The sequence below is a fragment of the Pseudomonas sp. Sample_14 genome (assembly GCF_004307515.1).
Lineage (GTDB): Bacteria > Pseudomonadota > Gammaproteobacteria > Pseudomonadales > Pseudomonadaceae > Aquipseudomonas > Aquipseudomonas atacamensis.
Map to the genome: position 1 here is coordinate 1 of NZ_RCOC01000071.1, position 23,682 is coordinate 23,682.

Annotated in this window: 18 protein-coding genes; 14 read left to right on the plus strand and 4 right to left on the minus strand. The window is 61.5% G+C overall.

Annotated elements, in window-relative coordinates; genetic code table 11:
- The first annotated feature begins 147 nt into the window (after nt 1–147).
- The 6 genes from recC to D8U61_RS16915 all read left to right on the plus strand — a co-directional run bounded on the left by recC (nt 148) and on the right by D8U61_RS16915 (nt 11,842).
- Nucleotides 148–3,600 carry an exodeoxyribonuclease V subunit gamma gene (recC, locus tag D8U61_RS16890; protein WP_130927345.1) on the plus strand — a complete coding sequence of 1,151 codons (3,453 nt, stop codon included), beginning with the start codon at nt 148–150 and terminating at the stop codon, nt 3,598–3,600.
- The gene (gene recB, locus D8U61_RS16895) at nt 3,597–7,283 is read left to right on the plus strand and encodes an exodeoxyribonuclease V subunit beta (RefSeq protein ID WP_130927346.1); all 3,687 of its coding nucleotides are present in this window, start codon (nt 3,597–3,599) and stop codon (nt 7,281–7,283) included. The genes recC and recB overlap by 4 nt, the downstream gene beginning before the upstream one ends.
- Nucleotides 7,280–9,388 carry an exodeoxyribonuclease V subunit alpha gene (gene recD / locus D8U61_RS16900; protein WP_130927347.1) on the plus strand — a complete coding sequence of 703 codons (2,109 nt, stop codon included), beginning with the start codon at nt 7,280–7,282 and terminating at the stop codon, nt 9,386–9,388. The genes recB and recD overlap by 4 nt, the downstream gene beginning before the upstream one ends.
- A 119-nt stretch (nt 9,389–9,507) precedes the next feature.
- Nucleotides 9,508–10,077 carry a YfiR family protein gene (locus tag D8U61_RS16905; protein WP_024011482.1) on the plus strand — a complete coding sequence of 190 codons (570 nt, stop codon included), beginning with the start codon at nt 9,508–9,510 and terminating at the stop codon, nt 10,075–10,077.
- Entirely contained in the window at nt 10,074–11,342 is a 1,269-nt protein-coding gene (locus D8U61_RS16910; protein WP_110603516.1) for a diguanylate cyclase, read from the plus strand. The genes D8U61_RS16905 and D8U61_RS16910 overlap by 4 nt, the downstream gene beginning before the upstream one ends.
- Nucleotides 11,342–11,842 carry an OmpA family protein gene (locus D8U61_RS16915; RefSeq protein ID WP_177433344.1) on the plus strand — a complete coding sequence of 167 codons (501 nt, stop codon included), beginning with the start codon at nt 11,342–11,344 and terminating at the stop codon, nt 11,840–11,842. The genes D8U61_RS16910 and D8U61_RS16915 overlap by 1 nt, the downstream gene beginning before the upstream one ends.
- Here the strand turns inward: D8U61_RS16915 and D8U61_RS16920 are convergent.
- Nucleotides 11,839–12,786 carry a LysR family transcriptional regulator gene (locus D8U61_RS16920; RefSeq protein WP_016771799.1) on the minus strand — a complete coding sequence of 316 codons (948 nt, stop codon included), beginning with the start codon at nt 12,784–12,786 and terminating at the stop codon, nt 11,839–11,841. The two genes, D8U61_RS16915 and D8U61_RS16920, sit on opposite strands and share 4 nt — an antisense overlap.
- Nucleotides 12,787–12,935: 149 nt before the next feature.
- On the opposite strand from D8U61_RS16920, the gene D8U61_RS16925 reads away from it, so the two are divergent.
- Nucleotides 12,936–14,462, plus strand: coding sequence for a CoA-acylating methylmalonate-semialdehyde dehydrogenase (locus D8U61_RS16925; protein ID WP_024011486.1), 1,527 nt, complete (start codon nt 12,936–12,938; stop codon nt 14,460–14,462).
- 10 nt (nt 14,463–14,472) lie between these two features.
- Nucleotides 14,473–15,360, plus strand: a complete 888-nt coding sequence (mmsB, locus tag D8U61_RS16930; RefSeq protein WP_016770578.1) for a 3-hydroxyisobutyrate dehydrogenase — start codon at nt 14,473–14,475, stop codon at nt 15,358–15,360.
- A gap of 199 nt (nt 15,361–15,559) precedes the next feature.
- Here the strand turns inward: mmsB and D8U61_RS16935 are convergent, their stop codons facing one another.
- Nucleotides 15,560–15,910 (minus strand): cupin domain-containing protein, encoded by a 351-nt coding sequence (locus D8U61_RS16935; protein WP_016770579.1) that lies wholly within the window; start codon nt 15,908–15,910, stop codon nt 15,560–15,562.
- Nucleotides 15,911–16,000: 90 nt separating this feature from the next.
- Complete coding sequence (locus D8U61_RS16940; RefSeq protein ID WP_130927349.1) at nt 16,001–16,888, minus strand: LysR family transcriptional regulator; 888 nt, start codon at nt 16,886–16,888, stop codon at nt 16,001–16,003.
- Nucleotides 16,889–17,103: 215 nt separating this feature from the next.
- Between D8U61_RS16940 and D8U61_RS16945 the strand changes: the two genes are divergently transcribed.
- Nucleotides 17,104–17,868 carry a sulfite exporter TauE/SafE family protein gene (locus D8U61_RS16945; protein ID WP_130927350.1) on the plus strand — a complete coding sequence of 255 codons (765 nt, stop codon included), beginning with the start codon at nt 17,104–17,106 and terminating at the stop codon, nt 17,866–17,868.
- Here D8U61_RS16945 and D8U61_RS16950 read toward each other — a convergent pair.
- Complete coding sequence (locus D8U61_RS16950) at nt 17,858–18,172, minus strand: putative quinol monooxygenase (RefSeq protein ID WP_130927351.1); 315 nt, start codon at nt 18,170–18,172, stop codon at nt 17,858–17,860. The two genes, D8U61_RS16945 and D8U61_RS16950, sit on opposite strands and share 11 nt — an antisense overlap.
- A gap of 181 nt (nt 18,173–18,353) precedes the next feature.
- On the opposite strand from D8U61_RS16950, the gene D8U61_RS16955 reads away from it, so the two are divergent.
- The 5 genes from D8U61_RS16955 to D8U61_RS16975 all read left to right on the plus strand — a co-directional run bounded on the left by D8U61_RS16955 (nt 18,354) and on the right by D8U61_RS16975 (nt 23,682).
- On the plus strand, nt 18,354–18,944 hold the full coding sequence (locus D8U61_RS16955) for an NAD(P)H-dependent oxidoreductase (RefSeq protein WP_016771795.1): 591 nt from the start codon (nt 18,354–18,356) through the stop codon (nt 18,942–18,944).
- Between the two features lie 106 nt (nt 18,945–19,050).
- Nucleotides 19,051–19,962 carry a LysR family transcriptional regulator gene (locus tag D8U61_RS16960; RefSeq protein WP_125927153.1) on the plus strand — a complete coding sequence of 304 codons (912 nt, stop codon included), beginning with the start codon at nt 19,051–19,053 and terminating at the stop codon, nt 19,960–19,962.
- A 103-nt stretch (nt 19,963–20,065) separates the two neighbouring features.
- Nucleotides 20,066–20,959, plus strand: coding sequence for an NAD-dependent epimerase/dehydratase family protein (locus tag D8U61_RS16965; RefSeq protein ID WP_130927352.1), 894 nt, complete (start codon nt 20,066–20,068; stop codon nt 20,957–20,959).
- Between the two features lie 496 nt (nt 20,960–21,455).
- Nucleotides 21,456–22,805 (plus strand): GntP family permease, encoded by a 1,350-nt coding sequence (locus D8U61_RS16970; protein WP_024011491.1) that lies wholly within the window; start codon nt 21,456–21,458, stop codon nt 22,803–22,805.
- Between the two features lie 16 nt (nt 22,806–22,821).
- Nucleotides 22,822–23,682: a MurR/RpiR family transcriptional regulator gene (locus tag D8U61_RS16975; protein WP_130927353.1), complete on the plus strand. Its 861-nt coding sequence runs from the start codon at nt 22,822–22,824 to the stop codon at nt 23,680–23,682.

The following is a 23,682-nucleotide window of genomic DNA, read 5'->3' on the forward strand; positions in this document are numbered from 1 at the left end:
TCCGAAACCCCAATTGCGAAAGCAGTTGGGGTTTTGTTTTGCCTGCGAGAAAGTTCTTACAGCCTTCGCAGACCTCGTCCGGCTGTCACAGCCGGCCGACAATGCTAAGGTTCTGCCTCGGCTTTAGCGATTTTCCAAGGAATCCATATGTCGGACGCCCAGTCCCTCAACGCTGCATTCATGGTGGTTCAGAGTAACAGTCTCGATGAGCTGCGCAGCCTTGTGGTCAGCATCATGCGGCGCTATCCACTCGCACCCTTGGAGAACGAAATCGCTTTGGTACAAAGCAACGGCATCGCCCAATGGCTCAAACTGGCATTGGCTGAGGATCCCGAAGACGACGACCTTGGCGGTTGCGGAATCGCTGCGGCGATTGACGTGCAACTACCCGGCAGTTTCATGTGGCAGCTCTATCGCATGGTATTGGGACGAGAAGAAATTCCGGCTAAATCCCTGCTCGACAAAGCCCCGCTGACCTGGCGCCTGATGCGTCTCTTGCCACAGGTAATCGACCGCGCCCATTTCGAGCCGCTGCAACGCTTCCTCACCCACGACAGCGATCTGCGCAAGCGCTATCAATTGTCAGAGCGTCTGGCCGACCTGTTTGACCAATATCAGGTCTACCGGGCCGACTGGCTGGAAGATTGGGCGGAAGGCCGCCACCAACTGCGCAATGTGCGAGGTGAAATCAAACCTCTGCCACCGACCAGTTGCTGGCAGGCCGAGTTGTGGCGAGCGCTGCTGGATGACGTCGGCGAACAAGGCATGGCGCAGAGTCGTGCCGGCGTCCATCAACGTTTCATGGAGCGCATCAACACCCTTGATGAGGCTCCGGCTTCACTGCCACCGCGTGTGATTGTTTTTGGTATTTCTTCGCTACCCGCGCAGGTACTTGAAGCGCTCGCCGGTCTGGCGCGCTTCAGTCAGGTTCTGCTTTGCGTACACAACCCCTGTCGCCATCACTGGGCCGATATCGTCGCCGACAAGGATCTGCTGCGACATCAATACAAGCGCCAACAACGTAAAAGCGGGATGCCAGTTGTACTTGATGCCGAGACCCTGCATCAGCACGCACATCCGTTGCTGGCCGCTTGGGGCAAGCAAGGTCGCGACTATATCAACCTGCTCGATAGCTACGACGATCCCAACAGCTACCGCGCAGCCTTTCGTGACGGACGCATCGACCTGTTCAGCGAAGCCCAGCCCCACAACATGCTTAACCAGCTGCAGGACGACATCCTCGAATTGCGCCCCCTCAACGAGACTCGTGAGCTCTGGCCCGCTGTCGACCTGACGCAGGACCAATCGATCCGGTTTCACATCGCCCACAGTGCCCAGCGCGAAGTCGAAATCCTGCACGATCAACTCCTGGCGCGCTTCAGCGCTGACCCGGCTCTACGCCCACGGGACGTGATCGTGATGGTCCCTGATATCGACAGCTATGCGCCGCATATCCGCGCGGTTTTCGGTCAGCTCGATCGATTTGACCCGCGCTTCATTCCGTTCACTTTGGCGGACCAGGGCCAGCGAGGACGTGATCCATTACTAATCGCAGTCGAGCACCTGCTCAAACTCCCGGACAGCCGTTTCCCGGTCAGTGAGATCCTCGACCTGCTCGATGTCCCGGCTCTGCGTGCTCGCTTTGGCGTAGAGGAGCGCGACCTGCCAACTTTGCATCGCTGGATCGAAGGCGCCGGCGTGCGTTGGGGCATGAGTGCCGAGCAACGGGCCGGTCTCGGTTTGCCGGAGGAACTGGAGCAGAACAGCTGGCATTTCGGCCTGCGCCGAATGCTGCTGGGCTACGCCGTCGGCAGTGCCGACGCATGTGCAGGTATCGAGCCTTACGACGAAATTGGTGGGCTTGATGCTGCCCTGATCGGTCCACTGGTGGCTCTGCTGGATGCCCTGGAAATCGCTCATCGGCAACTCACGCAACCGGCTCAACCGAAAGAGTGGGGGCTGCGTTTGCAGGCGCTGATGCAGGTGTTCTTTCAGGCGAGCAACGAGCACGACGACTACCTGCTGACCCAGTTGGAGGAGCTTCGCGAAACCTGGCTCGAGACCTGCGAGGCGGTCGGGCTGACTGACGAACTGCCGCTGACTGTCGTGCGCGAAGCCTGGCTCGCCGGGCTGGATCAGGGCCGTTTGTCGCAACGATTCCTCGCCGGTGCGGTGAATTTCTGCACCTTGATGCCGATGCGTGCCATTCCTTTCAAGCTGGTATGTCTGCTGGGCATGAACGACGGCGATTATCCGCGCGCGCAGCCGCCGCTGGACTTCGATCTGATGGGCAGCGATTACCGACCTGGGGATCGCTCACGACGTGAAGACGATCGTTACCTGTTACTCGAAGCGCTGTTATCCGCACGCACTCAGCTCTATATCAGTTGGGTCGGTCGCAGCATTCGCGACAACAGCGAACGACCTGCCTCGGTGCTCATCGGCCAGTTGCGCGATCACCTCGCCAGCGGCTGGCGTTCAATCGACCCAAGCCAGGATCTGTTAGACGCGCTGACCGAAGAACATCCCCTGCAACCTTTCAGCGCCCGCTATTTCCACGAAGGCGAGCAACTGTTCAGCTACGCCAGCGAGTGGCAGGTGTTGCATCAAGAGAAAGCGCAGCTAAGTGAAGCACCCTTACTCGCGCCATATGTTCAAGAGGAACCGCTGACGCTGGCATTGCTGCAGGACTTTCTGCGGAACCCGGTTCGGCATTTTTTCACTCAACGCCTGAAGGTGTATTTCGAGGCCGCGCAAGCACCGCTGGCCGATGAAGAACCTTTTGTGCTGGACGCGCTGCAGCGCTACACGCTCAGCGACAGCTTGCTGGAAGCCGCACTCAGCCAGCCGGACAATATCGATCAGGCGCTGCAAGCCCGGGCGCTGCGCCTGCAAAACAGTGGTCTGCTGCCTATGGCCGGTTTTGGCGAATGCCTACAGCATGAACTGATCGGACCGCTACCGGATCTTCTGCAGCGTTATCAACAGTTGCTGACGTTATGGCCGACGCCATTGACCAGTGCGATCCCGGTCAGTCTCGACCTGCAGGGTTCGCGGCTGGAGGGCTGGCTCGCAAACCTGCATCAACGCGCCGATGGCGGTCTGCTGTCGGTCACGACCATTCCCAACAGCATCGGCTCGATCAAAACTCGCAAGTGGCATCGGCTGACCAAATCGTGGGTTACCCATCTGGTCGCCTGCGCCAGCGAGCATGCGCTGACCACGGCATTGGTCGCCAGTGACGACACGTTGTTGCTGGAGCCAATGGAGCGAGACCGAGCGTTGCGTTTGCTCGGTGACCTGCTTCTTGCCTGGCAATCAGGCATGCGCCAACCCTTGCCGATTGCGATAAAAACCGCGTTCGCCTGGTTGTCTCAAACTGACCCGGTCAAAGCCGAAGCCGCTGCGCGAAAAGCCTATGACGGTGACGGCCAGACCAGCAACGGCGAGCGGCGTGAAAGCCCGGCACTGCTCCGGCAATATCCCGATTTCGATGCACTGTTGGCAGACGAAACCTTCACCGGCTGGTGCGACGCGTTGTACCGCCCATTATTCGAAGCGCCGTGGCGTTCCTTGTCCAGCGAAGGTGCGCGCGCATGAGTACCAAAACACCGTTGGCTCTGGCCTTCCCGTTGCGCGGCAGTCAGTTGATCGAGGCAAGCGCCGGCACCGGCAAAACCTTTACGATCTCGGCACTTTATCTGCGGCTGATTCTCGGTCATGGCGGGGAGACAAGCGGTTTCGCACGCGAACTGCTGCCGCCGCAGATCCTCGTAGTGACGTTTACCGACGCTGCCACCAAAGAGCTGCGTGAACGCATTCGGACACGCTTGGCTGAGGCCGCGCGGTTCTTCCGCGACGAAATTGTTGCCCCGGACGGACTGATCGCCGAGCTGCGCGAACAGTTCGATCCGCAGCAATGGCCGGGCTGTGCCAACCGCCTCGATATCGCCGCGCAGTGGATGGACGAAGCCGCCGTCTCGACCATTCACAGCTGGTGTCAGCGCATGCTGCGTGAGCATGCCTTCGACAGTGGCAGCCTGTTCACGCAGTCGCTGGAAACCGATCACAGCGATTTGCTCGGCGAGGTGCTGCGCGATTACTGGCGACTGTTCTGTTACGCGATGCAGGGCGATGCGCTGAACTGGGTGCGCAGCAACTGGGGTGGCCCCGCAGCGTTGTTGCCTCGCGTACGTGGCTTGTTCGCCAGCGAGCGTGACACCGATGAAGGCAAGGTGCCTGCGGAGCTGATCGCCGAATGTTTGCTGGAGCGGCGAGCAGCATTGGTCGAACTGAAAGCGCCTTGGCGTGATTGGGCAGACGAACTGCTCGCGCTCTGCCATGAAGGCGTGGCCAGCAAAACCGTCGATGGCCGCAAGATGCAGGCGCGTTATTTCGAGCCCTGGTTCGACAAGCTCAAGACCTGGGCCGCAGACGAGGCGCTTGAGCAGCTGGACATTGGCACCGGCTTCACCCGTCTGACACCCGAAGGCATGGCCGAGGCCTGGAAAGGCCAGGCCCCGAGTCATCCGGGGCTGGACGCCATGTCCGCACTGAAGTCGAGCCTCGACGCATTGCCGACGCCCGATGCCGCTGTTCTGCAACACGCTGCCAAGTGGGTCGGTGCACGCTTCGAAGAAGAGAAGCGTCGCCGCGCAGAAATGGGATTCGACGACATGCTGTTGCGTCTGGATGCCGCGCTGCAATCGGAGGGCGGCGAGCGTCTGGCAACGCTGATCCGCGAGCAGTTCCCGGTCGCGCTGATCGACGAATTCCAGGACACCGACCCGGTTCAGTACCGCATCTTCGAGAGCATTTACCGCATCGAAGACAATCACCCTGACACCGGCCTGTTCCTGATCGGCGACCCCAAGCAGGCGATCTATGCCTTTCGTGGTGCCGACATCTACACCTATCTGCGCGCACGTCAGGCCACTACCGGCCGTTTGCATACACTAGGCACCAACTTCCGCTCCAGCCACGGCATGGTCACAGCGGTTAATCACGTATTCGAACGCGCCGAGTCCCGAGAGCAAGGACGCGGCGCGTTTTTGTTTCGCGAGAAAACCGGCGAAAACCCGGTGCCGTTCCTCCCGGTCGAGTCTCAGGGGCGCAAGGAAACGCTGCGGATTGCCGGGCAAGACGTCGCGGCACTGAATGTCTGGCTATTGTCTGGCGATCAGCCGCTGTCCGGCGCGGTCTATCGCCAGCAAATGGCCGCGGCCTGTGCCAGTCAGATCACCGCACTGCTCAATGGCGGGCAGACCGGCAGCGCTGGTTTCGTTCAGGAAGATGACTTCAGAGGTCTGCGTCCTTCGGACATCGCGATCCTCGTCCGCGACGGTAAAGAGGCCCAGGCCGTACGCGCCGAACTCGCCGCCAGAGGGGTGCGCAGCGTTTATCTCTCGGACAAGGATTCCGTATTTGCCGCGCAAGAGGCGCACGACCTTCTGGCGTGGCTGAAGGCTTGCGCCGAACCCGATGTCGAACGCTCGCTCAAGGCTGCGCTGGCCTGCACCACCTTGAACCTGCCGCTGATCGAGCTGGAGCGCCTGAACCAGGATGAAATGGTCTGGGAAGCCCGGGTCATGCAGTTCCGCGGCTATCGCGAGCTCTGGCGCAAACAGGGCGTGTTACCGATGTTGCGCCGCCTGCTTCACGATTTCCATTTGCCGCAGACCCTGATGCAGCGCAGTGACGGCGAGCGCGTGCTGACCAACCTTTTGCACCTCTCGGAACTGATGCAGCAAGCCGCCGCTGAACTGGACGGCGAGCAAGCGCTGATCCGCCATCTGGCCGAGCTGCTGGCACTGTCCGGTCAGGCCGGTGAAGAGCAGATTCTGCGTCTGGAAAGCGACGAGCAACTGGTCAAAGTGGTGACCATCCACAAATCCAAGGGTCTGGAATATCCGCTGGTATTCCTGCCATTCATTTGCTCGGCGAAACCGGTGGATGGCAGCCGTTTGCCGCTGCATTACCACGACGCTGCGGGCAAGGCGCAGATCAGCCTCAAGCCGACTCCCGAGTTGATCGCCCTGGCTGACGATGAGCGTCTGGCCGAAGATCTGCGCCTTCTGTATGTCGCATTAACGCGCGCGCAGCATGCCTGCTGGCTGGGCGTCACCGATCTCAAGCGCGGCAATAACAACAGCTCGGTGTTGCACCTGTCGGCGTTGGGTTATTTGCTCGGTGGCGGTGCCGCTTTGGGCGAGTCCAGCGAATTGAATCGCTGGCTGCGGGATCTGCAGCAGGACTGCGCGGCGATTGGCATCGGCGAAATGCCTCAGCCCACTGATGAGCATTACCAGCCGCCGCGCAATGAAGCAGTGCTGCGAGCGACGCTACGGCCCAAGCGCAAAGCCAGTGAAAACTGGTGGATCGCGTCGTACAGCGCCCTGCGCATCAGCGACATAATGAGCATCGGCAGCGATGAAGCACCGGACAGTCCGCAGGCACAAAAGCTCTTCGACGACGAGCGCCTCGATCCCGACGCACCCCGCGAAATCATCAGCGGTGGCGCCGATATCCACCGTTTTCCCCGTGGCCCCAATCCCGGCACCTTTCTGCATGGCTTGCTCGAATGGGCGGGCGCTGAAGGTTTTTCGGTTACCCGCGAAGCGCTGGAAGATGCGATTGCCCGGCGTTGCAACCTGCGCGGCTGGCAAGGCTGGATTACCACGCTGACTGACTGGCTGCAGCATTTGCTCAAGTCGCCGTTGCCGATCGCTGGCGGGCAACCGCCGGTGGTTCTTGAGCAACTGAAGCAATACCGCGTCGAGATGGAGTTCTGGTTCGCCAGCCACAAAGTCGACGTGCTCAAGCTCGATGAACAGGTGCGCCAGCACACCCACAATGGCGTCGCCCGGGTGGCGGCGGAGCCGGTACAACTCAACGGCATGTTCAAGGGCTTTATCGACCTGACCTTCGAGCACGCTGGCCGTTATTACGTCGCCGATTACAAATCCAACTGGCTCGGCGTGGATGATCAGGCCTACACCGTGCAGGCGATGGAACAGTCGATCCTCGACAACCGTTACGACTTGCAATACGTGCTATATCTGCTGGCGTTGCATCGCCAGTTGCAGGCGCGGCTGGCGGATTACGATTACGACCGCCATGTCGGTGGGGCGCTGTATTTGTTTCTGCGCGGTACGCGTGCGGAAAATCACGGCGTGTACTTCGTGCGTCCACCACGGGAATTGATCGAACGCCTCGACCGGATGTTCCAGGGCAAACCCGAACCCAAGTCCGAGCCCGCCTGGGAACAGGGAGTCCTGCTATGAGCCGCACATTCGCCGATCTGCTGCCGACACCGCTGGAAGCGGACAGCCTGTCGAAACTCTCGCCGCTGACCCGCGCCGATGATTTGCTGTTGTTGCTTAGCCGTTGGGTCGAGCGCGGTTGGCTGCGCGCGCTGGACCGCGCCTTTGTCGCTTTTCTGTATGAACTCGAGCCCGAGACCGACCCGTTGGTGCTGCTGGCGGCGGCGTTGACCAGTCACCAGCTCGGCCATGGTCATGTGTGTCTGGATTTGTTCGAAACCCTCAAGGCGCCGGATTTTGCCCTGTCACTGCCGCCCGAAGGCGATGTGCAGGGCGGTGTGTTGTTGCTGCCTTCGCAATTGCTCGAAACGCTCGATGGAGCCCATTGGTGCAAAGTGCTGGCAAGCAGCTCGCTGGTCGCGCTGGCCGCTGATGCCAGTGACACAGCGCAGACACGCCCGTTGGTGCTGTCCTCGAAACGCCTGTACTTGCGCCGCTACTGGACCTACGAACGCCGCATCGATGCAGCGTTGCGCCAACGCTTGATGCAACAGGAGCCGACGCCAGATGACCTGCCGCAGCGCCTCAATGGATTGTTCGGCGGCGCGGAACCCGCAGCTGTCATCGATTGGCAGAAACTCGCCTGTGCTCTCGCTACGCGCAGCGCCTTCAGCATAATCACTGGCGGCCCGGGCACGGGGAAAACCACTACGGTGGTGCGCTTGCTCGCGTTGCTGCAGGCACCGGCCGTCGAGGCTGGCCATCCGCTGCGCATTCGTCTGGCCGCCCCGACCGGCAAGGCCGCTGCACGTTTGACCGAGTCGATCAGTCAGCAAGTGCAATCACTGCAAGTCGCCGAAGCGGTGCGCGCGGCGATCCCCAGCGATGTGACCACCGTGCACCGTTTGCTCGGCAGTCGACCGGGCACCCGGCATTTCCGTCACCATGCCGGCAACCGCCTGCCGCTGGATGTGCTGGTGGTCGACGAAGCTTCGATGATCGACCTGGAAATGATGGCCAACCTCCTCGACGCCATGCCGGCCCATGCGCGGTTGGTATTGCTGGGCGATAAGGATCAACTGGCCTCGGTAGAGGCCGGTGCGGTGCTGGGCGATCTGTGCCGTGACGCCGAGGGCGGTTGGTACAACCCGCAGACGCGGCAATGGCTGGAGTCAGTCAGTGGCGAGTCGTTGCAGGGCAGTGGTTTGCGTGAGGACCGCGACGGCACCCATCCGCTGGCGCAACAAGTGGTGATGCTGCGGCACTCGCGCCGCTTCGGCGAGGGCAGCGGCATCGGTCAGCTCGCGCGCCGGGTCAATCAGCAATTGGCCGATGAAGCGCGACAGTTGCTCGCGGCCGGCAGCTACGACGACGTGTATTCGCTGCCGCTCAAAGGCGAGCACGATCACAAGCTCGAACGCCTGCTGCTCGAAGGTCACGGCAATGGCCCGCAAGGTTACCGCCATTACCTGAGCGTACTGCGCGATCAGCGTCCACCATCGACGCGGCCTCTTGAGCATGCGGACTGGACGGATTGGGCGCGGGAAGTCTTGCAGGCGTTCGATACGTTCCAGTTGCTGTGCGCGGTGCGCAAAGGGCCGTGGGGCGTTGAAGGTCTGAACCAGCGCATCACCGCTGCGTTGCTCAAGGCGCGTCTGATCGAGAGCGATCAGCAGTGGTATGAAGGTCGGCCGGTGCTGATGACTCGTAACGACTATGGTCTGGGCCTGATGAACGGCGACATCGGCATCGCCCTGAAACTGCCCGAGCGTGAAGGCGCAGAGATCGGCAAAACCGTTCTGCGCGTGGCCTTCCCGCGTAACGATGGACAGGGCGGCGTGCGCTTCGTGTTGCCGAGTCGGCTCAATGATGTCGAAACCGTGTACGCCATGACGGTACACAAATCCCAGGGCTCGGAGTTCGCCCACACGGCGCTGATCCTGCCGGATGCGTTGAACCCCGTGCTGACCAAGGAACTGATCTACACCGGAATCACTCGCGCCCGGCACTGGTTCACCTTGATCGAGCCGCGTGCCGGTGTGTTTGAGGAGGCGGTGCTGCGCAAGGTCAAGCGGCTGAGCGGGCTGATGTTGGAGCTGGAGGAGGGTGCCGAGCTTCGGGGATGAACCGCTGGATGATCGGCAACGATTACTGACCAACCGGTCAGAGGCAGGCGCCTCGCTGGTGTTCTGGCGCTGTGCTATCGTTGCGGCATCATTTCGTTACGCTCCAAGAGAATCCCTCCATGAAGGTGGCCGTCTGGGCGACACAGCGTGTGGTGGCCTGCCAGCACGCATTGCTGATCGTTTTGCTCTGGTTGTTCACGGGCAGCGCCATCGCCCAAGCGCAAACCGGGCCGGCCGAGCAACGGGCCAAAGCGGTCACGCAAGTGGTGCTTGGCATTCTCAGCTATGCACGCTGGCCGGTGGAACCGGCGCAGTTGCGCCTGTGCATCGTCGGCCCCACCGAATACACCGATGACTTGGTCAAAGGCACCACCCAAGCCACGGGCCGGCCGGTGGCTGTGCGGCGTCTGCTGGCGGACAACCCGGGCATCGTCAGCGAATGCGATGCGGTGTACATCGGCAAGCTCACCGCCGATGAACGCAGTCGTCTGTTTGCATCGTTGATCGGGCACCCGGTGCTGAGCATCAGCGAAGCAGACGATCAATGCACCGTCGGCAGTCTGTTCTGCCTGCGCGTTGGCGATGAGCAAGTGTCATTCGAGGTCAATCTCGACTCCGTGGCTCGCAGTGGTGTGCGCATACACCCCAGCGTGTTGCAGTTGTCCCGTCGCAAAGCGGCAGCGCCATGAAGCTGTTCAGTTGGAAGGCTCGCCCCACTCTTGGCTCGGTCATCGGCCGTGGACATTTGATTGTCGCGCTGGTGGCGGTGGCGATGGCCAGTGTTTCGCTGACCTTGCTGGGCGTGCTGGCGCTGCGGGTGTATGCCGACCACAACCTGCATTTGATCGCCCGTTCGATCAGCTACACCGTCGAAGCAGCCGTCGTGTTCAATGACAAAGCGGCGGCAACCGAGGCGCTGGCGATCATCGCTTCCACGGAGGAAGTGGCAGACGCCCGAGTGCTGGACGCGCAAGGCCAATTGATCGCGCAATGGCAGCGCGCTGAGACCGGTTTGTTCTCCGAGCTGGAAATGCAGATCACCCGCGCCATTCTGGAAAAACCGGTCAGCCTGCCGATTGAGCATCAGGACCGTGAAATCGGTCGGGTCCTGCTCATCGGTCACGGCGGCAGCCTGATGCGCTTCCTGCTCAGCGGCCTGGCCGGGATTGTGCTCTGCACCGCGATCAGCGCCTGGGTCGCGCTTTATCTGGCGCGGCGGCAGTTGCGCGCGATCATCGGCCCGTTACACAGCCTCGCCGCCGTCGCCCACGCCGCCCGTAGCGAACGAGCGCTGGATCGGCGCGTGCCGCCGGCGCAAATCGCTGAACTGGATAACCTGGGCAACGACTTCAATGCCTTGCTCGGCGAACTCGAGTCGTGGCAAACCCATCTGCAAAACGAAAACGAAACTCTCGCTCACCAAGCGACCCACGACAGCCTCACCGGTTTGCCCAACCGCGCGTTTTTCGAAGGCCGCTTGATGCGCGCCTTGCGCAACGGCAAAAAACACGATGAGCGGGTCGCCGTGCTGTTTCTCGACAGCGACCGCTTCAAAGGCATCAACGATAACTTCGGCCACGCCTCGGGCGACGCAGTGCTGGTGGCGATCGCCAATCGAGTGCGAGCGCAATTGCGCGAGGATGATCTGGTCGCGCGGCTGGGTGGCGACGAGTTCGCCGTGCTGCTCGCGCCGCTGCACACGGTCGAAGACGCTGAGCACATCGCAGACAAGATTCTCGCCAGCATGGACATGCCGATCACCCTGCCCGGCGACAGCAGTGTAGTGACCTCGCTGAGTATCGGCATCGCCGTTTACCCCGATCATGGCGCCACGCCGGGTGCCTTGCTCAATGCAGCCGACGCGGCGATGTATCAGGCCAAGCGCCTGTCGCGCGGCGCGCAATTCACCGCCGGGTCGGAGCGCCCGGTCGATTCCGTTCACACCAGGAGCTGATGCCCGTGTTCAAACTTCCCTTTCGACTGTTTTCCGCATTGCTGCTGATCACCGCGCTGACCCTGAGCGGTTGCCAGACCGCCCCGCAAAAGGGCCTGACGCCGGCGCAGGTTGCCGTGCTCAAACAGCAGGGTTTCGAGTTGACCGACGACGGTTGGGAGTTCGGCCTGTCGGGCAAAGTGCTGTTTGGTAGCGATGTTGAAAGCCTGAACGCAGCCAGCACGGAAATCGTCGAACGCATCGGCAAGGCGCTGCTCGGCGTGGGGATCGAGCGCGTTCGGGTAGATGGCCACACCGATGCGTCGGGCAAGGAAACCTACAATCAGCAACTGTCGCTGCGTCGGGCCAAGAGCGTTGCCAACGTCCTCGGCACGGTCGGCATGAAGCCGGAAAACATCCAGCTGCAAGGCCTGGGCAGCAGCGAACCGGTGGCTTCCAACGACACCGCAGCGGGGCGCACGGAAAATCGCCGGGTGTCGATTGTGGTCAGCGCCGACTAATCGGCAAAGCGCATCTCCCGCGTTTCCCCCATCAACAGCGCCTGATTACGCTCAGTCACCTCGCGAATGTAATCCCACAACAAGGTAATCCGCTTCAACTTGCGCAAATCCTCCCGGCAGTACATCCAGAACTGCCGGGTGATGTCGATTTCCTCCGGCAACACCGGCAACAATCGTGGATCCTGCGCGGCGAGGAAGCACGGCAGGATCGCCAGCGAGCGCCCCTGCTGCGCGGCGACGTATTGCGCGATCACGCTGGTGCTGCGCAAGTTTGCGCTGGCGCCGGGCAGCACGTTGGCGAGGTAGAGCAGCTCCGAGCTGAACGCCAGGTCGTCCACATAACTGATGAATTGATGCTTGCTCAAGTCGGCCGGGCGGCGGATCGGTGGGTGTTTGTCCAGATAGTCCTGGGTTGCGTACAGCTGCAAACGGTAGTCGCAGAGTTTGCAGCAGACGTACGGCCCGTGCTCCGGCCGCTCGAGGGCGATGACGATGTCGGCCTCGCGCTTGGACAGGCTGATGAAGTGCGGCAGCGGCAGGATGTCCACCGAGATTGCCGGGTAGGCGTCGACGAAGTGGCTCAACTGCGGGGTGATGAAGAAACTGCCGAAGCCTTCGGTGCAGCCCATGCGCACGTGCCCGGACAGGGCAACGCCCGAGCCCGAGACTTGCTCGCAGGCCATGTGCAACGTGCTTTCGATCGACTCGGCATAACCGAGCAAGCGCTGGCCTTCAGTGGTCAGGACGAAACCGCTGGTGCGGGATTTTTCGAACAGCAATGTGCCCAGCGCCGCTTCCAGCGAGCTGATCCGTCGCGACACCGTGGTGTAGTCGACAGCCAGGCGTTTGGCGGCGGTGCTGGCCTTGCGGGTGCGGGCGACTTCAAGGAAAAACTTCAGGTCGTCCCAGTTCAGCGAGCCTAGCGAGGTGATGTTTTTTTGCATGATGGTCGGGCTTATATGTGCGTTCTTATTAGAAGTTTGCACATCTATACTCCAAAAACAGTCCGACAACCAATTCGTGACACACGCCTCATCTCAAGGCGAACCTTTCGCCTTGGCTCCTACGATAAAAACAAGTTCTGGAGACCAGCATGAACGCATCGCTTACGCCCAATGACACCACGCTGCAAAAGGTCAAACTGCTGATCGACGGCGAGTGGGTCGAGTCGCAGACCACCGAGTGGCACGACATCGTCAACCCGGCCACCCAGCAAGTGCTGGCCAAGGTTCCGTTCGCCACCGCCGCTGAGGTCGACGCCGCTGTCAGCGCCGCGCAGCGAGCGTTCCAGACCTGGAAACTGACCCCGATCGGCGCGCGGATGCGCATCATGCTCAAGCTGCAAGCGCTGATCCGCGAGCACTCCAAGCGCATCGCCGTGGTCCTCAGCGCCGAGCAAGGCAAGACCATTGCTGACGCCGAGGGCGATATTTTCCGAGGCCTGGAAGTGGTCGAGCACGCGTGCTCGATCGGCACCCTGCAAATGGGCGAGTTCGCCGAAAACGTCGCCGGCGGCGTCGACACTTACACCCTGCGCCAGCCGATCGGCGTCTGCGCTGGCATCACGCCGTTCAACTTCCCGGCGATGATTCCGCTATGGATGTTCCCTATGGCGATCGCCTGCGGTAACACCTTCGTGCTCAAGCCTTCGGAACAGGATCCGCTGTCGACCATGTTGCTGGTGGAGCTGGCGATCGAAGCGGGCGTCCCTGCTGGCGTGCTCAACGTGGTTCACGGCGGCAAGGATGTGGTCGACGGCCTGTGCACGCACAAGGACATCAAAGCCGTGTCGTTCGTCGGTTCTACCGCTGTCGGCACCCACGTTTATGACCTGGCCGGCAAACACGGCAAACGCGTGCAGTCGATGATGGGCGCAAAAAACCACGCTGTAGTGCTGCCGGATGCCAATCGCGAGCAAGCGCTGAATGCCTTGGTCGGTGCCGGTTTCGGTGCCGCCGGGCAACGCTGCATGGCCACGTCGGTGGTGGTGCTGGTCGGTGCCGCAAAACAGTGGCTGCCGGATCTGAAAGCGCTGGCGCAGAAACTCAAGGTCAACGCTGGCAGCGAGCCGGGCACCGATGTCGGTCCGGTGATTTCGAAAAAGGCCAAGGCGCGGATTCTCGAACTGATCGAAAGCGGCATCAAGGAAGGTGCCAAGCTTGAACTCGACGGTCGCGACATCAGCGTGCCGGGCTACGAGCAGGGCAACTTTGTCGGCCCGACCCTGTTCTCCGGGGTGACCACCGACATGCAGATCTACACCCAGGAAATCTTCGGCCCGGTGCTGGTGGTGCTGGAAGTCGACACCCTCGATCAGGCGATCGCGCTGGTCAACGCCAATCCGTTCGGCAACGGCACTGGCCTGTTCACCCAGAGCGGTGCGGCGGCGCGTAAATTCCAGACTGAAATCGATGTCGGTCAGGTCGGCATCAACATCCCGATTCCGGTACCGGTACCGTTCTTCAGCTTCACCGGCTCGCGCGGTTCGAAACTCGGCGACCTCGGCCCGTACGGCAAGCAAGTGGTGCAGTTCTACACGCAGACCAAAACGGTCACGGCGCGCTGGTTCGACGACGACAGCGTCAACGACGGCGTGAACACCACCATCAACCTGCGCTGAGGATTCGATCATGAAAATCGCATTTATCGGGCTGGGCAACATGGGCGCGCCGATGGCGCGCAACCTGATCAAGGCCGGCCACTCGCTGAATCTGGTCGACCTGAACAAAACCGTGCTGGCGGAACTCGAGCAACTGGGCGGCACCATCCGCGCTTCAGCCCGCGAGGCGGCGGAAGATGCCGAACTGGTGATCACCATGCTCCCGGCGGCTGTGCACGTGCGCAGTGTCTGGCTGGGTGAAGAGGGCGTGCTCGCCGGCATTCGCCAAGGCGTGCCGGCGGTGGATTGCAGCACCATCGATCCGCAGACCGCCCGCGACGTCGCAGCGGCCGCCGCCAAACACGGCGTGGCCATGGCCGATGCGCCGGTCTCCGGCGGCACTGGCGGCGCGACCGCCGGCACGCTGACCTTCATGGTCGGCGCCACCCCGGAACTGTTCGCCACCCTGCAACCGGTGCTGGCGCAGATGGGCCGCAACATCGTCCATTGCGGTGAAGTCGGCACTGGCCAGATCGCCAAGATCTGCAACAACCTGCTGCTGGCGATCTCGATGGTTGGCGTCAGTGAGGCGATGGCGTTGGGCGATGCGCTGGGGATCGACACCGGCGTGCTGGCCGGAATCATCAACAGCTCGACCGGCCGCTGCTGGAGTTCGGAGATGTACAACCCGTGGCCGGGCATCGTCGAAACGGCGCCGGCCTCGCGCGGTTATACCGGTGGTTTCGGCGCGGAACTGATGCTCAAGGATCTCGGGCTGGCGACGGAAGCGGCGCGGCAGGCGCACCAGCCGGTGGTGCTCGGCGCGGTGGCGCAGCAGTTGTATCAGGCGATGAGCCAGCGCGGTGACGGCGGGAAGGATTTCTCGGCGATCATCAACAGCTATCGCAAGCCGCAGTAATCGCGATTAGCCCTTGTGGTGAGGGGATTCATCCCCGTTGGGTTGCGCAGCAGCCCCCTGGATTGTGTCAGGTGAACCGCGTGCTCAGGGGTTGCGACTGCTGCGCAGTCGAGCGGGGATAAATCCCCTCGCCACAGTTTTTAGCAACGCCGGGACATTTGCCGGGAAATCACGTCGGGTGATTTCCCGGCTTTTTGCATCAGGCGAAGACGAAATACTTGCGCACGGTCTCGACCACTTCCCACGTGCCCTTCATGCCCGGCTCAACCACGAAGATATCGCCGGCGCGCAGGTGGATCGGCGCCATGCCGTCCGGGGTGATCACGCAGTAGCCTTCCTGGAAATGGCAGTACTCCCACTTCACATAATCGACGCGCCACTTGCCCGGTGTGCAGATCCACGTGCCCATGATCTTGCTGCCGTCTTCGCTGGTGTAGGCGTTGAGGTTGACGGTGTGCGGGTCGCCTTCGAGTTTCTCCCATTTGCAGGCGTCGAGTACCGGCAGCGGGTGAGTGTCGCGCAGAACGGTGATAGGGGCGGTCGCGGTCATGGGGACTCCGGGCAGGTGGACTTGAGAATTGAAGTCGCACCCTATAGCGCCCGGTTGTCGCTCAGTTGTCTGGGGTCGACATCGGAGTGCTCAGAAACGCGCAGCGATGAGCGCTTGTAACAATGCCTGGGCATAACCCGGCAGCGCGGCGAAGTCTCTCGCGCAGAGCATCAACGTGCGACGCGCCCATGGCTCATTCAGAATCACGCACTTGAACTGCTCGAGCATCGCGCGTTGGGCAGCGGCCAACGGCACGATGGCCAGGCCGGCGCCATGGGCGACCATGCGCATTGCGCCATCAAAGCCATCGGCGCGAATGCGCACCTGCATTCGTGCGCCGCTGTGCAGCGCCTGTTCTTCCAGATAAATCGCCAATGCGCTGTCGGCGCTGAGTCCGACAAAGTCGTGCTGCAACGCGTCGCTGAAACTGACCTCGGCGGCGTCAGACAACGGGTGATCGAGCGGCAGAATCAGCACCAGCGGATCGTCGCGAAACGCTTGAGTCTGTAAGCCGTTGGTGTCGACCGCGTCGGAGACGATGCCCAAGTCCGCTGCGCCTTCGCGCAAGGCATGGGTAATCCGCGCGCTGGGCAGCTCCTGTAGATCGATATCGAGGTTGGGATGGCTGCGCAGGAAATCCGCGAGCACTTCCGGCAGGTACTCGGTGATCGCCGTGGTGTTGCACAACAGCCGCACCTGACCTTTCACGCCCTGTGCGTAATCGGCCAGATCCTGCTGCATGCGATCGGCCTGTTGCAAAAGGATGCGCGCATGGCGGGCGAGGGCTTTGCCGGCAGGCGTCGGGGTGACGCCACGGCGGCCGCGCTCGAGGAATTCAGCGCCCAGCGAGGCTTCCATCGCGCGGATTCGGGCACTGGCGGCGGCGAGGGACAAGTGGCTGCGGGCGGCGCCGGCAGTGATGTTGCCGGTGTCGAGAATGTGCAGGTAGAGGCGCAGGTCGGTGAGGTCGAAGTGCATGGGTTTGCCTGTGGTTTTGCGGTGGCTGGGCTGGCCCTTTCGCGAGCAGGCTCGCTTCCACAGGGACTCATGTACAGCGCAGATCCCGTGTGGGAGCGAGCCTGCTCGCGAAGAGGCCAGATGCCTCAACGCCGATGTCAGCCTCTTGCACAGGAAGAGGCTGCCTCAGTATATGGCAGATTTTCCCCCAGCCCGGATCAGTGCACATTACCCCAATGCACACACTGACCGACTTCTACCAAACCCTCGGCCTGACCCTGTCCGTTCTGGTCATCGTCACCTTCCTCCTCGCCGGTACGGTCAAAGGCGTGATCGGCCTCGGCCTGCCCACTGTCGCGATGGGCCTGCTCGGTCTGGCTATGGCACCGGCGCAGGCAGCCGCGCTGTTGATCATCCCGGCGACCCTGACCAACCTCTGGCAACTGGCCTTCGGTGGCCATTTGAAAAGCTTGATCAAACGCCTCTGGCCGATGCTGCTGATGATCTTCCTCGGCACCGGCATCGGCACCCTGTGGATCGGCATGGCCGGCGGCCATTGGGTGGTGCGCGGACTTGGCGCGGCGTTGTTGCTGTATGCATTGAGCGGACTGTTTCTGCCGACTTTGCACGTCAACCCGCGTCATGAACGCTGGCTCGGCCCGCTGTGTGGCCTGATCACCGGCGTCATCACCTCCGCCACCGGCGTCTTCGTGATTCCGGCGGTGCCGTACTTGCAAGCGTTGGGGCTGAGCCGCGATGAACTGGTGCAGGCACTCGGCCTGTCCTTCACCGTCTCGACCCTGGCGCTGGCGCTCGGGCTGTTCTGGCACGGCGCACTCGGCGGTGGCGAATTGAGCGCCTCGCTGCTGGCGCTGATCCCGGCCATGCTCGGCATGTGGCTTGGCCAATGGTTGCGTCAGCGCATCAGTGCGATGCTGTTCAAGCGCGTGTTCTTTATCGGACTGGGCGCGCTCGGCGCCCATTTGCTGATCAGCGGCTAGCCGAGGATTCGCTGAGCATGTCGATCGCGCGAATATCGAAATCGCGCTCCAGATAGTCCATGCGCCTAGCGAAAAACGCTTTCATGTGCGGCAATGCCGAGTGCTCATCCAGATGCGCCTGGCTGGCCCAGATCTCGTAGAAGATAAACAGCGTCGGATCCTGCTGGTCGCGCAGCATGTGGTACTCGATGCAGCCCGGTTCGGCGCGGCTCGGCTCCACGTAAGCACGGAACAGCGCTTCGAATTCGGCGGCTTTTTCCGGGCGGGTCTTGGCGTGCAGGATGAAACCCTGGCGTTCACTCATCACAACTCCCTCGAATGCAGAAAGCGGCGATGCTACGGCAACAATTGGTGATCGATTCGTGCGTTTTAATCAAATGTATTTTGCGCCGACGTGGCTGTTTCCGCGCGAGATCGATGGTTAATCTGCCGCCATTCCAATTCCTGTTTCAATCCAGCCTTGAAGGCTGCGCCGAGGTTTTCCGATGAAGAAAGTGCTGTTGCTCAATGGCGGTAAAAAATTCGCCCACTCCGATGGCCGCTATAACACTACCCTGCACGAAACCGCGCTGAGCGTGCTCGATCGCGGCGGTGTCGACGTCAAGACCACGTTTATCGACGAGGGCTATGACGTTGCCGAAGAAGTGGCCAAGTTCCTCTGGGCCGACGTGATCATTTATCAGATGCCGGGCTGGTGGATGGGCGCGCCGTGGACGGTGAAAAAGTACATCGACGAAGTCTTCACCGAAGGCCACGGCAGCCTCTACGCCAGCGACGGTCGCACCCGTTCCGATGCTTCGCAGAAGTACGGCAGCGGCGGTCTGATTCAGGGCAAGCAATACATGCTGTCGCTGACCTGGAACGCGCCGCAGCAAGCCTTCGATGACCCGACGGATTTCTTCGAAGCCAAAGGCGTGGACGCCGTGTACTTCCCGTTCCACAAGGCCAACGAATTTCTGGGCATGACCGCGCTGCCGACCTTCCTCTGCGTTGACGTAATGAAGCGTCCGAACATCGACAATGATGTAGTGCGCTATGAGCAGCATCTGACTGAGGTGTTTGGCCTCAAGGCTTGATGGGTTTCGGGCTACTATCCGGGTACAGCAAAAGATCGCAGCCTGCGGCAGCTTCTACAGGGGGCATGGCTACAGGCTGCGATCGGCGATTCCAGCGAGGACACCCGTGAAAGCCAGATCCGATGAGTTGCAGATTTTCGTCTGCGTGATCGAGTGCGGTTCGATTTCCGCCGCCGCCGAGCAGGTCGGCCAGACGCCGTCGGCCGTCAGTCGCACGCTGTCGAAGCTCGAAGCCAAGCTCGACACCACGCTGATCAACCGCACCACGCGGCGCATGGACCTGACCGAGGAGGGCAAGTATTTCTTCGAACAGGCCAAGCTGATTCTCGACCAGATGGATCAACTCGAAGAGCGTCTGTCTTCGCGCCAGCAAACTCCGTCCGGACGCCTGCGCATCAACGCCGCCTCGCCGTTCATGCTCCACGCCATCGTCCCCTACATCGACGAATTCCGGCAGCTGTATCCGGACATTCAGCTCGAACTCAACAGCAACGACCTGATCATTGACCTGCTGGAACAAAGCACCGACGTCGCCATCCGCATCGGCACCCTCGCCGATTCGACGCTGCATGCGCGTTCGCTCGGTTGCAGCCCATTAATGATCGTCGCCAGCCCCGCCTATTTGAAAAAGCACGGCGCGCCACGCCAAGTGGCGGACTTGAGCGAACACACGTTGCTCGGCTTTACCCAGAACGAAGGCCTCAACCAATGGCCGCTGCGCTATGTGCACGGCGACCGCTGGCCGATCAACCCGGTGATCAGCGCTTCCAGCGGCGAAACCGTGCGCCATTTGGCGCTGGAGGGGCAGGGCATTGCCTGCCTGTCGCACTTCATGACCATCGACGACATCCGTGCCGGGCGCCTGAAAGTCCTGCTCGGTGAATTCAACAGCGGCTACCGCCAGCCGATCAACGCCGTGTACTACCGCAACTCGCAACTGGCGTTGCGCATTCAGTGTTTCCTCGACTTTATCCAGGGCAAACTCGCCGCCTACGCCAGCGCCGAATTCAAAGACTGATTCGTGATCCCTGCGCAAGAGTGAATTGGCCGAGGGCGGGTTTTTCGCCTGAGTTCATCGGCCGATACTCGCTGCATCACTTATTCACGCAGGGAGTTCCTCCATGAACGTATTCGTTACCGGCGCGGCCGGTTTTATCGGCGGTTCCATCGCCACCGGCCTGGTGCAGGCCGGGCACAACATCACCGGCCTGGTGCGCAGCGCCGAGCAGGCTGATGAGCTGAAAGCACTGGGCATGAACGCGGTAATCGGCACCCTCGATGACAGCCAATTGCTGGCGCAACAGGCCCGCGCTGCCGATGCCGTCATTAACGCTGCCAGCAGCGACCATCGCGGTGCGGTGGAAGCGTTACTCGACGCTTTGCGTGGCTCGAACAAAGTCTTTCTGCACACCAGCGGTTCGAGCATTGTCGGCGACGCTTCCGGCGGCAAATCCAGCGATGACATTTACTATGAGGACAACCTGCCGGAGCCGACTGTCGACAAGGCCGATCGCGTAGCCATCGACAACCTCGTGCTCGCGGCGGCGCAGGATGGCGTGAACTCGGCGGTGATCTGCAACACCCTGATCTATGGCCACAGCCTGGGCGTCAACCGCGACAGCGTGCAACTGCCGCGACTGCTGAAACAGGCGCGCAAAAGCGGCGTCGTTCGCCACGTCGGAACAGGGCAGAACATCTGGTCCAACGTGCACATCGAAGACGTCGTCGCCCTGTATCAGCTGGCGCTGACCAAAAACGTGCCCGGCACTTTCTACTTCGTCGAGAGCGGTGAAGCCTCGTTCATCGACATGACCACCGCCATGGCCGAAGCCCTCAATCTGGGCAAACCGCAAGACTGGCCATTGCAAGACGCCGAAGCCGAATGGGGCTACGAAATGGCCAACTACGGCCTCGGTTCCAACAGCCGCGTACGCGGCAAACACGCCCGCGACCTGCTGGGCTGGACGCCGAAGCGCACGTCGGTGGTGGAATGGATTCGTAACGAAATGGTGTGAGTCCAGCGCGCACCGAGTGAAGCCATTCGCGAGCAGGCTCGCTCCCACAGGTTGACCGCGTTCTGCCTGAACGAATGTGATCAAAAACTGTGGGAGCGAGCCTGCTCGCGAATGCGTCGTGTCAGTCAAATGATCTTGTTTTGACCCACCGCAATCGCGAGCGGGCTCACTCCTACAACTTGACTGCGTTCTGACTGGAGGAATGCGATCAAAACTGTGGGAGCGAGCCTGCTCGCGAAAGCGGTGGGTCAGTCAATGAAGAGGGTGAATGTGAAGCGGTCTCGCGAGCAGGCTCGCTCCCACAGAGTTAAGTGGAGATTTGAAATGCCATGAAAATCCCGCCCTCCGATTTTCATTAATCACGACACGCCATACCCATCAGCGACACACCTTGTCTCTCCACGAAAATTACTTTCATGCGGTTTGAAAACTCTATCTCGAAATGATTTATGAGTTTCACAACCCATTCGAACGTGACCCTTTCGAGGAGTACCGCATGACGCCTTCCCTCGGCTATTGGCTGCTGGTCTACGCCGCCGTGGCCATCATCGCGCTGATCGTGTTGATCGCCCGTTACCGGCTCAATCCGTTCATTGTCATCACCCTGATTTCCCTGGGCCTTGCGCTGGTGGCCGGGATGCCGCCGTCGGCGGTGGTCGGTGCGTATGAGGCGGGTGTCGGCAAGACGCTGGGGCATATTGCGCTGGTGGTGGCGTTGGGAACGATGCTCGGCAAGATGATGGCCGAGTCCGGCGGGGCCGAGCAGATGGCGCGCACGCTGATCGAGAAATTCGGTGAGAAGAACGCGCACTGGGCGATGGTCTGCATCGCGTTTCTGGTCGGCTTGCCGCTGTTCTTTGAAGTCGGTTTCGTCTTGCTGGTGCCAATCGCTTTCACCGTGGCGCGCCGCGTTGGTGTGTCGATTCTGATGGTCGGGCTGCCGATGGTCGCCGGCCTTTCGGTGGTGCATGCGCTGGTGCCGCCGCACCCGGCGGCGATGCTCGCGGTGCAGGCCTATCAGGCCTCGGTCGGGCAGACCTTGCTGTACGCGATCGCGATCGGCATTCCGACCGCAATCATCGCCGGCCCGCTGTACGCGAAATTCATCGTGCCGCGCATTCAATTGCCGGCGGACAATCCGCTGGAAAAGCAATTTCTCGAGCGCGAGCCGCGCGACAAATTGCCGGGTTTCGGCATTACGATGGCGACCATTCTGCTGCCGGTGGTGCTGATGTTGATCGGCGGCTGGGCTAACCTGATTTCCACCCCCGGCAGCGCGTTCAACCAGTTCCTGCTGTTCATTGGCAACTCGGTGATCGCGCTGTTGCTGGCGACTTTGCTGAGCTTCTGGACGCTAGGGATTGCCCAAGGTTTCAACCGCGAATCGATCCTCAAGTTCACCAACGAATGCCTCGCGCCCACCGCCAGCATCACCTTGCTGGTCGGTGCTGGTGGCGGCTTGAACCGGATTCTGGTGGATGCCGGCGTCACCGATCAGATCGTCGGCCTCGCTCACGAATTTCACCTGTCGCCACTGATCATGGGCTGGTTGTTCGCTGCGCTGATGCGGGTTGCCACTGGCTCGGCCACCGTGGCGATGACCACCGCATCGGGCGTTGTTGCGCCGGTGGCCATCGGTCTGGGTTATCCACATCCTGAGCTTTTGGTGCTGGCGACCGGCGCGGGCTCGGTTATCTTTTCCCACGTCAACGACGGCGGCTTCTGGTTGATCAAGGAATACTTCAACATGACGGTCGCGCAGACGTTCAAGACCTGGACCGTGCTCGAGACGCTGATTTCGCTGGTCGCTTTCGCGCTGACCGTCGGCCTTTCCTACCTGCTGTAACCGGAGCCCGCCGCCCATGGACATCCTCTACCAGATCCGCGCCCGCCAGGATTCCTTCAGTGCCGGCGAGGGGCGCATTGCGCGGTTGATGCTCGACGATGTCGGCTTTGCCGCCAGCGCCAGCCTCGAAGACCTCGCACAACGCGCCGAGGTCAGCACCGCCACGCTGTCGCGCTTTGCCCGCACGGTCGGCTGCCGCGACCTGCGTGATCTACGTCTGCAACTGGCCCAGGCCAGCGGCGTTGGCAGCCGGTTTCTCGACCCGGCGGGCACGCCCGAGCAGTCGGCGTTCTACGGGCAGATTGTCGGCGACATCGAAACCACGCTGCGCCAGCATTTGGCCGGTTTCGATGAATCGCGCTTCGCCGACGCAGTGAAATTGCTCAGCCAGGCGCGGATGATTCACGCGTTCGGCATGGGTGGTTGCTCGACCCTGTGCGGCGATGAATTGCAGGTGCGTCTGGTGCGCCTCGGTTACCCGATTGCGGTGTGTCATGACGCGGTGATGATGCGCGTGACCGCCGCCAGTCTGAACGCCGAGCAAGTGCTGATCGCCTGCTCGCTGACCGGCATCACCCCGGAGCTTTTGGAAACCGTGGAGCTGGCGCGCAATTACGGCGCGCGCATCCTCGCCATCACTCGCGGCGATTCACCACTGGCGGAACTGGCCGACGTCGTGCTGCCGCTGCAAGGCGCGGAAACCTCGTTCATCTACAAACCGACGGCGGCGCGCTACGGCATGCTGCTGGCCATCGACGTGCTCGCCACCGAACTGGCGCTGGCCAGCCCTGAAGACAATCAAGAACGTCTGCGGCGAATCAAACTCGCCCTCGACGAATACCGTGGCGGCGACGATCACCTGCCGCTGGGAGACTGA

Coding starts and splice junctions, on each gene's coding strand:
- D8U61_RS16945 (WP_130927350.1), top strand. CDS start 17,104: ATGCACACACTGACCGACTTCTACCAAACCCTCGGCCTGACCCTGTCC.
- recD (WP_130927347.1), top strand. CDS start 7,280: ATGAGCCGCACATTCGCCGATCTGCTGCCGACACCGCTGGAAGCGGAC.
- D8U61_RS16935 (WP_016770579.1), bottom strand. CDS start 15,910: ATGACCGCGACCGCCCCTATCACCGTTCTGCGCGACACTCACCCGCTG.
- D8U61_RS16910 (WP_110603516.1), top strand. CDS start 10,074: ATGAAGCTGTTCAGTTGGAAGGCTCGCCCCACTCTTGGCTCGGTCATC.
- D8U61_RS16950 (WP_130927351.1), bottom strand. CDS start 18,172: ATGAGTGAACGCCAGGGTTTCATCCTGCACGCCAAGACCCGCCCGGAA.
- D8U61_RS16925 (WP_024011486.1), top strand. CDS start 12,936: ATGAACGCATCGCTTACGCCCAATGACACCACGCTGCAAAAGGTCAAA.
- mmsB (WP_016770578.1), top strand. CDS start 14,473: ATGAAAATCGCATTTATCGGGCTGGGCAACATGGGCGCGCCGATGGCG.
- recC (WP_130927345.1), top strand. CDS start 148: ATGTCGGACGCCCAGTCCCTCAACGCTGCATTCATGGTGGTTCAGAGT.
- D8U61_RS16920 (WP_016771799.1), bottom strand. CDS start 12,786: ATGCAAAAAAACATCACCTCGCTAGGCTCGCTGAACTGGGACGACCTG.
- recB (WP_130927346.1), top strand. CDS start 3,597: ATGAGTACCAAAACACCGTTGGCTCTGGCCTTCCCGTTGCGCGGCAGT.
- D8U61_RS16915 (WP_177433344.1), top strand. CDS start 11,342: ATGCCCGTGTTCAAACTTCCCTTTCGACTGTTTTCCGCATTGCTGCTG.
- D8U61_RS16975 (WP_130927353.1), top strand. CDS start 22,822: ATGGACATCCTCTACCAGATCCGCGCCCGCCAGGATTCCTTCAGTGCC.
- D8U61_RS16940 (WP_130927349.1), bottom strand. CDS start 16,888: ATGCACTTCGACCTCACCGACCTGCGCCTCTACCTGCACATTCTCGAC.
- D8U61_RS16965 (WP_130927352.1), top strand. CDS start 20,066: ATGAACGTATTCGTTACCGGCGCGGCCGGTTTTATCGGCGGTTCCATC.
- D8U61_RS16970 (WP_024011491.1), top strand. CDS start 21,456: ATGACGCCTTCCCTCGGCTATTGGCTGCTGGTCTACGCCGCCGTGGCC.
- D8U61_RS16905 (WP_024011482.1), top strand. CDS start 9,508: ATGAAGGTGGCCGTCTGGGCGACACAGCGTGTGGTGGCCTGCCAGCAC.
- D8U61_RS16955 (WP_016771795.1), top strand. CDS start 18,354: ATGAAGAAAGTGCTGTTGCTCAATGGCGGTAAAAAATTCGCCCACTCC.